Genomic DNA, 14155 nt, shown 5'->3' with positions numbered 1-14155 from the left:
TCGGTGAACCGTATTATTGGGGTAATGTTTAAGAGTATTGCACAAATGAATCAAGAAAAGCAATACTTTTACAAAAAATACTGTAAATTTATCGAGTATTAGTAGATTAACCCTTTAAATAACTGGGATTCCACTGCAACCAGTAGTTTTCCAAAGCTCTAGCTACAACATCAGCCAGCTTACCAAACATAGCATATATTACAATGCTTAAAACCACAACGTCAGTTTGCATAAATTCTCTAGCATTTGTTGCCATATAGCCAATGCCAGAATCAGCCGCAATTGTTTCTGCGACAATCAGTGTTAACCACATAATCCCTAAAGAAAACCGCACACCAACTAAAATTGAAGACATTGCACCTGGGAGAATAATTCGCCAGAACAAACCCCAAGTATTTAAACCGTAAATTTTACCCATTTCAATTAATCCCCTATCAACACTACGAATCCCATGAAAAGTGTTTAAATAAATGGGAAACATTACACCCAAAGATACCAGAAATAATCGCGCCTCATCACCAATACCAAACCATAAAATTACCAAAGGAATTAATGCTAAGTTAGGAATATTCCGCAACATTTGCAGAGATGTATCTAACAATTTTTCGGCAATGGGAGAAATACCATTAAGTAAACCTAAACTAAATCCAATACTTCCTCCGAGTAAAAACCCAGATATTGCCCGTAGAGAACTAATACCAATATTTCTGAAAAGTTCACCTGTTTGAGCCAATTTAATCGTAGCAGCAACAACTGCTAAAGGTGCTGGTAATATTCTTGTAGGAATCATACCAATTGAAGATAATAATTGCCACGATATAATTATTGTTATCGGAACAACCCACGGTATAAATGATTGAAAATAGCGATTTTTGATAAATTTCAGATGGAACTTATTTTTTTTTGTTGAATACTTTGATGAAAAATCAGTAGAAGAAAGTTTCATGACCATTTATTAATTGATGATGAGGATGATTAGGGAAAAAGTTTAGCTGTTGCTACACACAAATATTCTGACTCCTGACTCCTGACTCCTGAATTCTTACCAAAAAATTATGATTTCTTCTCAGAAGTCGGGGATCTGAATTTTTGCTTATTTTTTACTAATTCTTTGCGGTGTAATAGCTGCATATTGTTGAGAACTGAGAACAGATTCCCTAATTGCAATCTGTTTAGGAATAACTTTTTCCTTATAAAATAAATCTGCAATGCGTTGTTGTTCAGCAATCAGAGATGAGTTAATTGGACGTAAACGGAATGTGCGTCTACGAACTACCACAGATAAAAGTGACGGATCAAGTTTTAATTCAGGAGCAAGAATTTTCACAACTTCATTAGGATTAGATTCTGCCCATTCCCCTAACTTATCCACTTCTTCTAAAACTATACGCACAACTTCTGGATTTTCAACGGCAAAACTACGTCTAGCCATATAAAAACCACCTTGGGTAGCAATACCTGACGCATTTCTTAAAACACGAGCATTAGCATTTTTCTGGACAAAGGCAATAAAAGGGTCCCAAGCTACCCAAGCATCAATCTTCTTTTGAATAAAAGCATCACGAGCTTCTGCTGGAGTTAAACTCACTGCTTGAATATCACTAAATTTTAAACCGACTTCAGCTAATGCTCTGAGTAGTAAATAATGTGAAGCAGATCCTCTTTGAAAAACAACTTTTTTACCTTTAAGATCCTTAACCGTCTTAATAGGAGAATCTTTTTGAACAACAATTGCACTACCTTCACCCTTACTAGGTTTACGTCCAGCAATATAGACAAGTTGAGCGCCAGCAGCTTGAGCAAAAATTGGTGGTGTTTCTCCGACAGAACCAATATCAACTCTGTTGGCATTCATCGCTTCCATAAGTTGGGGTCCAGCAGGAAATGGAGACCATTCTACCTTGACACCTAAAGGCTCAAGACGCTTATCTACTACTCCTTTTATCTTCACAATATCGCCAGAAGTTTGATAAGCAAGTCGGACTACTTTGGTTTTAATACCTGTTTTCTTAGTTGTATTTTGGGCTTCGACTATTTTACTGGAAATTGCTACAGAAAGAGAAACTAAAGCTAATGCTGATACTGAGTATTGAAGGAATTTTTGTAAAAATGTGCGTCGTGGTAAGTTAAACTTCATGCTTCTGTCTCCTCACTAAATTTAAATTGAAATTGTTTTCTTACTGTAAGTATTCAGCTATCAGTAATCAGTAATCAGTAGCTATTCTCTAGAAAGAGACTGAGTTAGTAATAAGGATGCCCCCGTTTTGTCAAATTCCACCAGTGTTAATGAGAGCAATTTCAATGCTATTATTGATGGTTTTCTTCTTTCTTACTGACTGCTGATGGCTGAATGCTTACTTCTTAGTGTTTTATTACAAAACCTAAAATGGGCGACTACCCGCTAAACTAATCCGTTTTAAAACTCGACGTTGTTCAGGATCAAAAGCTTGACGGTAATGCAATGTAGATTGATTATCCCAATAAACAATATCGCCTACAGACCATTTATGTTGATAATAAAATTGACGCTGATGCAGATGATATCGCAACTGTGCAATTAATTCTTGACCCTCTTGGGGATCTAAACCTACAATTTCAACTTCTGTGGCGTAATCTAAATATAAAATCTTCTTGCCACTTTCTGGATGTGTTCTTACTAATGGGTGAGGAAATACAGGACTAATGAGAGGAATATTCTTATCCTCACGATATTTTTTACGCGGTTCTCCTGGTTTATTTAAAAATGGATTATAAGTAATCAACTGTAAATTAGCAATTCGTTTTTTTGTTGATTCATCCAGAGTTTCATAAGCTAAATTCAGGTTTAACCAGGAAGTATCTCCCCCTTCAGATGGAACTTCTAAAGCATAAAGTAAAGAACCACTGGAAGGAAAAGGAGTCCATTTGTGGTCAGAATGAAAAGCTAATTCACCTGTTCCTGTATAGCCACCATCAACATTAGAAACAGGAATTATAACTGGTGTTAATCCGGGCTGAGAAGCTAGAACTGGAATATTATCTGGAGGGACAAAAAGAGAACCAAAGTAAAAACTAAAGTTTAGAAATTGCTCATCAGTCAAACTTTGATTTTTGAAGATGAGAATATGATAATCCCGCAGTGCTTGTTTTATCTGTAAAATGACTTCAGGTGCAATGCTTTGACTAGCATCTAGTCCAGTAACTACTGCTCCCAAGGGTGCATCAAGAGGAGTAATTTGAAATTTTGTTAAAGTTAGAGTTGTCATAGTTGAAATTTCAAAATCAATACTTGCAAATTGAATCAGCTATTTAAGCGAAATACTAAATCAGACCCATTATTACTTACTAGCTAACACTTCTTTGGGAGTAATTTCTGCATATTGTTCCGGTGTTAAAAACCCATCTTTAACATTAACTTTCTTGGGTATTAGTCCCAAACTGTACCATTTATCTGCAACTTCTTGTTGCTTGTTGATCACTGCATCGGTAATAGGCACTAATGCAAAATCATATTTGCTGTGCATTTTTTCTAATGTTGGTGGATCAAGTTGAGTCACAGGAGCTAACAATTGAGCAATTTCTTTGGGATTGTTCCTAGACCAAACCTGTGCTTTTTGTAATTCTTCCAAAAAGATTTTAATCACTTGAGGATTTTCTTGATAGAATTTACGGTTTGTGGAAATAAAATTATTAGTATCTCTTAAACCATTACTACCATCTATCAATACACGACCAACTTTGTTCTGCACATTTCTGGTAACGAATGGCTCCCAAATAAACCAAGCATCAACTTTACCTTGACTAAAGGCTGCATTAGCATCTGGAGGTGCTAGGAAAACAGACTCAATATCAGTTAGTTTTAAACCTTCTTTTTCTACGGCTCTAACTGTCAAATAATGCCCAATTGATGCTTTTTGAAAAGCAATTTTTTTACCTTTTAAATCCTTGACACTTTTAGCAGGTGAATTAACTGGAACTAAAAGAGAAACTGATTGACCATCTGAAGAATTAGCAGCTAAATAAACGAGAGGTGCGCCAGCAGCTTGGGAAAAAATAGGAGGTGATTCAGCAGTGGAAGCAATATCGAGTCCACCTGCATTTAAAGCTTCTAATTGTTGTGGACCTGCGGCAAATTCAGGCCATTCAACTTTATAACCTAGAGGTTCTAAGCGTTTTTCCAGAGTACCTTGTTTTTCTAGAACTGCTAAGGCAGTAAGTTGTTTAGAACGAACTATCCTCACTACTTTTTGGGTAGAGGTAGAACTATTCCCAGAGGTGGATGTATTAGTTGTATTAGATGCTGTATTATTTGTCTCTGAATTATTTTTTTGCGGACTATTGCAACTAAATAGTGTAGTTGATAGAACTAAACTATAACCAAAGGCAAATAAGGCATGACGACGAGTAATCCGTCGGTGTTTCCATGATTCAATTTTATCTTTCCAATTTGGCATTATTAAACTACCTTTTATTATTGATTAGGTCAAAAATTTGTCAGCTATTTAAGTTAAGAAAGTGAGGTGGGAAAGGAACACCCACCCCGTATAGGTGCGAGAAAAACTAACTGCCACTGACTGAGAAGAAAACTGAGTAATACTAGATGAAAGTTGCTAGTTATTGATTAATTAACCAATTTATGGGTATACAGAGTCCTGTAGAGTAAAGTTGCGAGTAAAGTTGTGGGCATTTAGGCGATCGCAGAACTAACAGAACTAAAAACGTATTCTACTTCTGGCTGTTGATGTTGATGTTCTGGTTGACCCATAACTCGGTTTAAAATCTTCTCCACTGTCTTAGCAAACTTTGCATCTCCTCTAGCCCGTGGACGTGGGAGATCAATTTTCACATCCATACTAATTTGACCATCTTCAATTAAAACTACCCGGTCTGCTAATACCACAGCTTCTTCTACATCATGGGTAATTAACAGTGCTGTAAACCCTTGTTCTCGCCACAAACGTTCTAATAATTGTTGCATTTCAATTCTAGTTAGGGCATCCAACGCCCCCAAAGGTTCATCTAGCAACAATAAAGAAGGTTTACTTGCCAATGCCCTGGCTAAAGCCACCCGTTGTCTTTGTCCACCGGAAAGGACAGAAGGCCATTCGTGGGCGCGGTCTTCTAACCCCACCTCACGCAGCACTTGTAAAGCTGTTTGCCGAGCATAAACTTTAGAATTAGCACCTATTAAACCTAATTCTACATTTGCCAAAACTCGCTGCCAAGGTAACAGACGGGAATCCTGAAACATCATCCGAACGGCTGGATTAATAGGTTTATCACTATATTTACCGTTTAACAAAACATGGCCATCACTGGGCGCATCTAGCCCAGCCACTAGACGCAACATTGTACTTTTACCACAGCCACTCCGACCAACAATAGCTACAAATTCTCCCGGCTGAATCTCCAAATTAATTCCTTGTAAAACAGTTTTGTTACCGAAAGACTTTCTCAGTCCTTCAAGATTTAATTGCATTCCTTTATTAGTCATGTTCAAAACCTCTTACTTTTGGATTGTTTACTTGTTAGTGGGAGTAAAGCTGTCAAATAAAAATAGGCAATGCTTATGTAGCAGTTTTCTAAGCCGAAATCCTTAGAAAATCAACATATTTATGCTCAGGCTTTAGGAAATATGTAAGATTGACAGCAATTCCTCTCTTTTATTAGGTCGAGTATCGTATCTCTGGACAAAAAGCCTTAGTAAACAAGCATCTGGCATTACTGCCAATATGCTTGTTTCTGTGTTGCTTGGTTTAATCTACTGTAAATCGGTAGGAATACCGTGGCTTTACTTTAGTGTTGCACAATTATATAAAAATTGCAAGCATCTTTGAGAAAAAATATTAAAAATAGACATAAAAAAAATCCCCACTTACTTATGAGGATTTATTCCATACAAAAATTTTGCAATTAATAGATTAATTGCCTACATCAAACAATAAGAAAAATTTATTTTTGAATATTCGTTAACAAATTCTGATCATAGGACTGAGGTCTAAGGGACTTCCAAAAAAAAATATCCCATCGTTTTGATAGCAGAGGAGCAGGGAGCAGGGGGAGGAAAAGTCGTTTTGATGACAGTAATTCGTATAATTTATTTTTTGGAGTTCCCTAAACTGAAAATCAAGACTTTAACATCAAGCGGCTTTCACTCCTGACTCTTGAATTCTGCTATAATTATCGTAATTCAAACCCCAAATTATTCAGAATTTCCTTTAACCTATGACGACCAGATAAAGATTCAGCCGATGCTACTCTTTTACTAGAATGTTCCGACCAATCACCAGGAATATTGATATGTTGTGAATTGTAAAAATTTTCCATGATTTGGTTATATTCTGATATTCCTTGCTCTTGTTCTGCCAGGTTATATGTTTCTCTATGTAAAACTACAGTTTGTGGTAAACGTGGTTTAATTGCCACATTGACAACGGGATCTGCATAGCCCACACACAAACCAAAAACAGCAACTACATGAGGAGGTAAATTCAAGATTTGGGCTACCTCTTCTGGTTGATTTCGCAATGCACCGATATACACAGTTCCTAATCCCAGAGATTCTGCGGCGACTACTGCATTTTGCGCTGCTAAGGCTGCATCTATAGCCGCAACCAGAAACATTTCTAAATAATCTAAACCTTGATATGGTAGTCCGCGAATTTCGGCAATGTGAGTTAGTCTGGCTAAATCTGCTAACCACACTAAAAACAAAGGACTTTGGCGAATATGTACTTGATTATTAGCTAGTTTTGATAATTCTTCTTTACGATTTCCATCTTCAACTGCTACCACACTCCATGTTTGAAGATTGGAGGAAGTAGAAGCAGATTGAGCAGCAGCGATTAAAACTTCTAAAGTTCCTGGGGGTAAAGCATCAGGTAAATAGGCGCGAATAGAACGATGGGATAACAGAGTTGCTAATGTGTCACTCCAAGGAATATCTGGATTAAATTTGTCATTACCATACCGATAATTTAGTAATTGAGTTAGGTTAGTCATAACTTTTAACTTTCGGAAAAATAATGATAGCAAAGAATGAAAATGTCTGAATCAGGATGTCCAGGATTAAAGGATTAACAGGATTAAAGACTTTTAATAAATACGGAATCCTGCCAATCCTCAAATCATGTAAATCTTGATATGGCTTGCGCTATATTATCAGAGGTATTGTACTAGGTTAAAACCTGAAAGTTGTACGCAGCCAACCGACTAAACTTGCAGGATTGCTGGCATCTGAATCTGGTGCTGTTACCCAAATAAATCCAGGTGTAATCTCAATATTATCAGTGAGTTTATATTTATACCATCCCTCAATGTGCAGAGAGGTATCTTTGTCCGCTTGACCCTTACCTGCTCCTAAATCTACATTTGAACTTAAACGAGTCAGTGTTGGTGCTTGACCCACAAAAATAGCGCCTAAGCTACCTTTTTTACCCAAATCGGGAAATGTTATTCCTGCTCCCCAGTTCCAGACTTGACCATCTCCATTCCCTAGATAACGATGGGCTGAATAGCCTACAAAAGCATTAGCGGTTAACTTTGGATTTAGTCTGTATAATGCCCCAAGTCCATAGAGATTTCCCACGGTTCCCGCACCAGGTACGGTACTATTTGCTAAGTTACTACCAGCAGCAGGTCCAAAGTTTGTTCCCCCTTGACCAATTGCACCTGGTGGACTGTAGGTATTAGCATAACTCAACCCCACGCGAAAATTTTTATCGCGGCTAAAGTAGGTTAATTGTCCAAAAGCCACATATCTGCCTGTAAATAAACCATTATTAGGTAAGGGGTTATTACCATTAGGCGCACTATAGGATGCTCCTAATTGCCACTGGTCACTGAGATTATGGAGAATAGCAATTCCTGGTCCTGTATCTCCATAGTTATAGACCATATTGCGTCGGGAAAATCGTGTTATCCCATTAGTGAAAGAGCCTTCAAAGGGGTTAGTTGGTCCACTTAAACCTATTTCATTAGCTCCATCTGACTGAGCAAAAATATTAAATTGCGTCTTTTTACCAACAGGAAAACGATAACGAATACCACTAACAAAAATCTGATTGGGTTGAGCAGGATCAGGTCTACGATTATCGGCGGTTCTGCCATCAAATGTTCCAAGAAGGCCAGTCCTAGTTTGTCCCAAAGATTCAATATTTCCACCTGAAAGGACTAATCGCAGTTGATCTTTACCAGTAAAACTTGTGTTTAATGCTAATTGAACTGCATTTTGAAATGTGATAATATTAGGTGCTGGTTTTTTGGTGATCACGTTATTGCCCGCTAAAACACCTCCCAGCACGAACTGAGCCTGACCGCTCAGTGTGGTTGTTGTCGAAAACTGATTGGCTTCTATTTCTGCTGTTCTTGCTTCTAAGTTATCTAGTCTTCCGCGTAATTGAGCAAGTTCGGTACTAAATTCTTCAGTTAGACGCTGTATGGCTTCCAAATCTTTTTTTAAAGCCAAATCTGATGTAGAGGATGCAATAAGTTTATTGACTTGATCTAAGCAAGCGTTTAAACCTGCTGCAAATTCATAGCGACTCAAGGCACGATTACCTTTAAATTTACTATCTGGATAACCAGCAATACAACCATAACGTTCTACTAAAGATTGCAAAGCTTGAAATGCCCAGTCAGTTGGTTGGACATCTGAAAGCTGGGATACCGATGTCAGTTGTGACTCACTATCTTGAAACTCATCAGATGAATAGGAAAGTTCTGGGTTAGGTTCTTTTTGGGCAATTATTTGAGTAACTTTTTGAGTAACTTTTTCAGAGTCAGGGATATTTATGCTGACAGTTGATAAGGTCTCTTTACCTGTCGTCTCCTTTTCTTTTCCTCTTTCACTAGCAAAAGATTTTGTACTAGCTGCTAAGACTAACAGGAATATAGACATTGGTAAAGTAAGCAATAAATTCCAAGCAGTTTTTTTCATTTTGGTTGATAACCCCACACACACACAGAATTAGAGCCGATACGAAATTACATGGAATTTCACACTGAATCACAGGAAAAAATCGAACTTCTCAGATAGAACTTTCTTGTAGGTCTATCTGGGTTAGTTTTGTATTCTTAATGACATGAAAACCTAGAGTAATGACATAATTACCTTATGTATAAAAATAATATACGGTAATTTGGTCGAGATACTGTAGTTAATGATTGATAAGTAGCACTATTTCATAAAAAAACTAAAATGTGAGTATTGATGGATACATTTTTTAGAATTTTAAATTAATTGCTACAAAGGGTTGTCTATCTCGTTTGGGTATGATAGGATAAGTTTTAAACTATTAACTCCGACAAATCAGTAGACTTAGTGTAGTTTCAGAAGATAGCCATATTTTTAGTTTTTGTAGCAAAATGGAATTAAGGAGCATTATTCAAACATTATGAAATACAACCAACTTGGTGCAAGCGACCTCAAAGTTTCAGAAATTTGCTTGGGAACGATGACCTATGGACATCAAAATACTATTGAGGAGGCGCATCAACAACTTGACTATGCTGTTGCCCAAGGGATAAATTTCTTAGATACTGCGGAAATGTATCCAGTCCCCCCTCGTGGTGAAACCCAAGGAAAAACTGAGGCTTATATTGGGGAATGGTTAAAGAAACAGCAACGAGATCAACTAATAGTTGCGACTAAAATTGCAGGTCCCGGTCGTCCTTTTTCCTGGTTGAGAGGTGGAAATAATAAAGTTGACCGTGAGAATATTACACAGGCAGTAAATGATAGTTTGCAGAGATTACAAACTGATTATATAGATTTGTATCAAATTCATTGGCCTGATCGTTATGTTCCTACTTTTGGACAGACAAGTTATAATCCAGAATTAGAAAGGGAAACTGTGCCTATTGCGGAACAGTTACAGGCTTTTGCTGATGTGATTAAAGCGGGGAAGATTCGCTATTTAGGTTTAAGCAATGAAACGCCTTGGGGGGTAAGTGAGTTTGTTCGCATTGCTAATGATTTGGGATTACCTAAAGTTGTGACAACTCAAAATGCTTACAATTTACTCAATCGTAATTTTGAATCAGGTTTAGCTGAAGTTTCTCGTTATACAGATGTGGGTTTATTGGCTTACAGTCCTCTTGGGTTTGGGTTTTTAACTGGTAAATACATAGAAAATCAACAATTAGAAAATACGAGAATATCTCTGTTTCCAGGTTTTGGACAACGCTATTTAAAGCCCAATGTACAAGAAGCGGTTAAGGCTTATGCAGAACTGGCTAAAAAGTATAATCTCTCACCTGCTCAATTAGCGATCGCCTTTGTCAAGAGTCGTTGGTTTGTGAAAAGTACAATTATTGGGGCAACAACTTTGGCACAATTGCAAGAAAATATAGATAGTGTCAATGTGGTTTTGGATAAAGAGATTTTCGCAGAAATAGATGCAATTCATACTCGTTATCCTAATCCAGCACCTTAACCGAGTTTTGTAAAAAAATACAAAACTAGATTCTCACCTCACTTAATATTAGGGGTGGTGAGATTCACTTTAGAAAAACAATGTTACTATCTGATTCGGTTACTATTACTGATGTAGAAGCAGCGCAAAAACGGCTTTTGGGTATTGCTCATCAAACACCAGTAATTACATCTGGTACTGTCAATGAACTGACTCAAAGCCAAGTATTTTTTAAATGCGAAAACTTTCAACGGACAGGAGCATTTAAGTTTCGTGGTGCTTATAATGCCTTAGTTCAATTATCAGTAGAACAGAAAATAAAAGGGGTGATTACCTATTCTTCAGGAAATCATGCCCAAGCGATCGCTCTTGCTGGTAAATTACTCAATATTCCCACCATTGTAGTTATGCCCGATGATGCACCCGCAGTCAAACAAACTGCTACTCGCGGCTATGGTGCAGAAGTCATTTTGTACAACCGTGACACAACTAACCGGGAAGAATTAACCAAAAATCTCGCAGCAGAAAGGCAATTAACTTTAATTCCACCTTATGATCATCCTCATGTAATTGCTGGACAAGGTACAACTGCATTAGAACTAATTCAAGAAGTAGGACAACTAGACTTGTTATTAGTATGTTGTGGTGGAGGTGGATTAATTTCTGGTTGTGCCGTTGCAACAAAAGCACTTTTACCTAATTGTAAAATAATTGGTGTGGAACCGAAATTAGCTGATGATGCTACTCGCTCTTTTTACACCAAAACCCTGCAAACTGTCCATAATTCTAATACTATTGCTGATGGTGTCAGGACTCCCAGTTTAGGTAAAATCACCTTTCCCCTAGTCTTACAATACGTAGATGATATGGTAACTGTATCGGAAGCAGCCATCATTCGCACCATGTTCTTTATTTGGGAACGGTTAAAAATCGTAGTTGAACCCACTGGAGTCATAGCCGCAGCCGCATTATTAGAAGGTGTAGTGAAAGCACCAGCAGCAAGAATTGGCGTAATTATCAGTGGTGGAAATGTAGACTTGGCGCAAGTTATTAAGGAGGCAGGAGGTAATCTCCGTAAATAAATTGAGGGGTTAATAGGTATCCTACACCCCACACCCTTTTTAATAGCTAAATAGCTAATTATTTAACTACTTGATTTTCTGTGAATTGATATGTTACTCTGTATTTATCCTTAATCTACTAATTCTCGATAGGTTTACTGTATATTAAAAATGTAGTGATAAAAACACTCTCCAAAATCTGAATTTTTAGCAATCGGGAATCTTCTTTTATGCCAAAAGATTGGTTAGAATGGCACGAGCTTTACAACACTGAAGCCAAATTACAGCAACGGCTAGAAATCGTGCGGGAATATATTTCCTATAGTTTAGATAACTCACCAACAGGGGCTATTCGGGTAGTTAGTGCTTGCGCTGGTGATGGACGAGATTTATTAGGAACATTAGCAAATCATCCCCGCACTAAAGATGTATATGCAAGATTGGTAGAAATCAATCCTGAGTTAGTTGAACGTGGCCGCGCAACTATAGAATCATTGGGTCTAACAAAACAAATTGAGTTTATCAATGATGATGCAACTGCTGCTGATAATTATGTAGGAGCAGTACCAGCAGATATTGTCATTGTTTGTGGTATTTTTGGCAATTTAGCTGATGAAAATGAACTTAATCGTTTATTAGGAAACTTGAGTTTTTTGAGTAAAAAAGGCACGTTTGTGCTTTGGACTCGTGGACATTCTAACGGTATTGCTTATTCAGAAACCGTGCGTAAATACTTCCGCGATTTTGGATTTGAAGAAGTTAACTTTAAACTCACAGCAACAGGAGATATGGGAGTGGGGATTCATCGTTATTTAGGTGAAAATATACCTACACCCAAAGAAGAAAAACTATTTGTATTTTCTGGCGTTCCAAATAAGGCGAGGTAAGAAATGACCATTGCAAGCACTACCATATCCAGTTGGGAACAATTATTAGAAAAAGCTCGACAAAATACCCCCGCCCGTCGAGTCAAAAGACCAGGACAAGCACCTTCTACTGCGCCTATTCCTAGTAGTTTGTATAAAATTCCCCCTGAGAGAAAACCACCAGTATTGTTATATAGAGATAGTAACTCTTGGTGTCCTTTTTGCGAAAGAGTTTGGTTTGCGTTAGAAGAAAAACAAATTCCCTTTGAAACAGAATTTATTGATCTGAGTAATAAACCTAAATGGTACACAGATTTAGTACCAACAACCCTTGTTCCTGCCGCTAAAATTGAGGGTAAGTTAGTTTATGAGTCTAAAGACATTCTTTTAGAATTGGAAGAACACTTTGGCGAAACGTTGTTACCTGAAAATCCAGAAGAAAATGCGATCGCCAGACAATGGGTTGAAGATGCAGAAACTAATGGTTTTCGGGATATTGCCTACAAATTTCTGAGACAACCTCCAGAAGATGCCAAAGAATTAGCAAATTTACAGGCAGAATTTGAAGCTAAATTAGATGAAATTGAAAAAACTTTAGGGAGATATCCAAAACCCTATTTTTTATCAACATTTAGTCTGGTAGATATCATGTATAGTCCCCATTTAGATAGATTGGCGGCTAATTTACCAGTATATAGAGGGTATCACATCAAAGGAAATCCTCGTTTTCCTCTCATTAATGTTTGGTTTGCAGCACTTAAAAAACGTCCTGCTTACAACAGAGTTAAATCAGACAATATTACTAATAATTTACTTTTACGGCGCAGATTTGGGGTAGAACCTATTGGTAATCCCTTACCTTTAGATTTAGCTGATGCTGAATTTATTGAATATCGTGCAGAAGCAGCAGAAAGATTGAGTGATAATCGGGAAGTTGCTATTAGCGATATTCTCAAAAATTCAGGATTACAATCTTTAGGTGATATCTCAATAATTAAAGAAGTTGTTGATTTTCACCTCAGATTACTAGCTGATTATCTCCTTAATGGTAATAACGAACTATTACTAGGAGGAAGAACTGGAGGTAAAGAAAGTATAGATCCAATTATCGCTGCTACAGGGGCTATTACACTAGCTTATCTCAGAAATAGAATTTGTGCGCCACGAGATATGAGTGCTGGTGCTGCAACCGCTTTACGAGTCGGCGCAGATAAAGTTTTAGCATCTATTTATTAATTTTGTCTCACACCAAGAGGAATAAAAATGAGCGACGTAAAAAAGGTTAATGATGATTTGAGTATTGCTGAACAAATTTCATCCAAGGAATTACAACAATTAGCGGTAGAAGGTTTTAAATCAGTTTTGAATTTACGTTCTCCTGATGAAAATGGTTTTTTCCACGATGAAAAGCAAGAAGCACAAATTTTAGGATTGGAATATACAAACATTCCCTTAAATTCTCAAGCACCAAATCCGAAATTAACAGCACAAGCAATTCAAGCTGTTGAGAACTTACCTAAACCAATTTTAATTCACTGTGCTGGTGGTGCAAGAGCGGGAGGAATAGCCTTAATTGCAGAAGCAATTCAAGCAGGTTTAACTTATGAAGAAATTGCTCAAAAAGCTAATGAATTAGGAATTAATTTAGAACAGCCACATCTCAAGCAATTTCTCTTAGAAAAATTTGCAGCTAGACAAAATTAAATTGTAGGCTTTGGCACATATAGCAATTCCCATTCAAGTGAGGTACAAGCGTTAATAATCAAACGCAGATGGACGCAGATAAACGCAGATAATTTTGTAGTTCATTAGACTAGGAAATGCTATGAATAAA

Annotated in this window: 12 protein-coding genes; 5 read left to right on the top strand and 7 right to left on the bottom strand. The window is 37.2% G+C overall.

Going from position 1 to position 14155, the window contains the following annotated elements; genetic code table 11:
• Positions 1–106: 106 nt before the first annotated feature.
• The 7 genes from ssuC to K2F26_RS06325 form a co-directional block, all read right to left on the bottom strand.
• The gene (gene ssuC / locus K2F26_RS06355) at positions 107–946 is read right to left on the bottom strand and encodes an aliphatic sulfonate ABC transporter permease SsuC (RefSeq protein WP_220610794.1); all 840 of its coding nucleotides are present in this window, start codon (positions 944–946) and stop codon (positions 107–109) included.
• Between the two features lie 147 nt (positions 947–1093).
• Positions 1094–2137 carry a sulfonate ABC transporter substrate-binding protein gene (locus tag K2F26_RS06350; RefSeq protein ID WP_220610793.1) on the bottom strand — a complete coding sequence of 348 codons (1044 nt, stop codon included), beginning with the start codon at positions 2135–2137 and terminating at the stop codon, positions 1094–1096.
• Between the two features lie 244 nt (positions 2138–2381).
• Positions 2382–3245, bottom strand: a complete 864-nt coding sequence (locus tag K2F26_RS06345; protein WP_220610792.1) for a TauD/TfdA dioxygenase family protein — start codon at positions 3243–3245, stop codon at positions 2382–2384.
• Positions 3246–3317: 72 nt separating this feature from the next.
• The gene (locus K2F26_RS06340; protein ID WP_194057046.1) at positions 3318–4433 is read right to left on the bottom strand and encodes an aliphatic sulfonate ABC transporter substrate-binding protein; all 1116 of its coding nucleotides are present in this window, start codon (positions 4431–4433) and stop codon (positions 3318–3320) included.
• 233 nt (positions 4434–4666) lie between these two features.
• Positions 4667–5473: an ATP-binding cassette domain-containing protein gene (locus tag K2F26_RS06335; RefSeq protein WP_220610791.1), complete on the bottom strand. Its 807-nt coding sequence runs from the start codon at positions 5471–5473 to the stop codon at positions 4667–4669.
• Between the two features lie 686 nt (positions 5474–6159).
• The gene (locus tag K2F26_RS06330) at positions 6160–6981 is read right to left on the bottom strand and encodes an NADPH-dependent oxidoreductase (protein ID WP_220610790.1); all 822 of its coding nucleotides are present in this window, start codon (positions 6979–6981) and stop codon (positions 6160–6162) included.
• 178 nt (positions 6982–7159) lie between these two features.
• Positions 7160–8917 carry an iron uptake porin gene (locus K2F26_RS06325; RefSeq protein ID WP_220610789.1) on the bottom strand — a complete coding sequence of 586 codons (1758 nt, stop codon included), beginning with the start codon at positions 8915–8917 and terminating at the stop codon, positions 7160–7162.
• Positions 8918–9374: 457 nt separating this feature from the next.
• On the opposite strand from K2F26_RS06325, the gene K2F26_RS06320 reads away from it, so the two are divergent.
• The 5 genes from K2F26_RS06320 (at position 9375) to K2F26_RS06300 (ending at position 14025) form a co-directional block, all read left to right on the top strand.
• Positions 9375–10415, top strand: coding sequence for an NADP(H)-dependent aldo-keto reductase (locus tag K2F26_RS06320; protein WP_220610788.1), 1041 nt, complete (start codon positions 9375–9377; stop codon positions 10413–10415).
• An 80-nt stretch (positions 10416–10495) separates the two neighbouring features.
• Positions 10496–11476, top strand: a complete 981-nt coding sequence (locus tag K2F26_RS06315; protein WP_220610787.1) for a threo-3-hydroxy-L-aspartate ammonia-lyase — start codon at positions 10496–10498, stop codon at positions 11474–11476.
• Between the two features lie 209 nt (positions 11477–11685).
• A complete protein-coding gene (locus K2F26_RS06310) occupies positions 11686–12342 on the top strand; it encodes a class I SAM-dependent methyltransferase family protein (protein WP_194057082.1) in 657 nt (218 codons plus the stop codon).
• 3 nt (positions 12343–12345) lie between these two features.
• Positions 12346–13557: a glutathione S-transferase family protein gene (locus tag K2F26_RS06305; RefSeq protein ID WP_220610786.1), complete on the top strand. Its 1212-nt coding sequence runs from the start codon at positions 12346–12348 to the stop codon at positions 13555–13557.
• A 27-nt stretch (positions 13558–13584) separates the two neighbouring features.
• Positions 13585–14025 (top strand): protein tyrosine phosphatase family protein, encoded by a 441-nt coding sequence (locus K2F26_RS06300; RefSeq protein WP_220610785.1) that lies wholly within the window; start codon positions 13585–13587, stop codon positions 14023–14025.
• Positions 14026–14155 lie beyond the last annotated feature (130 nt).

It is taken from the genome of Sphaerospermopsis torques-reginae ITEP-024 (assembly GCF_019598945.1).
Classification (GTDB): Bacteria; Cyanobacteriota; Cyanobacteriia; order Cyanobacteriales; family Nostocaceae; genus Sphaerospermopsis.
The sequence above is the reverse complement of the archived record's forward strand: the minus strand, read 5'-3'. Positions and strand labels throughout refer to the sequence as shown.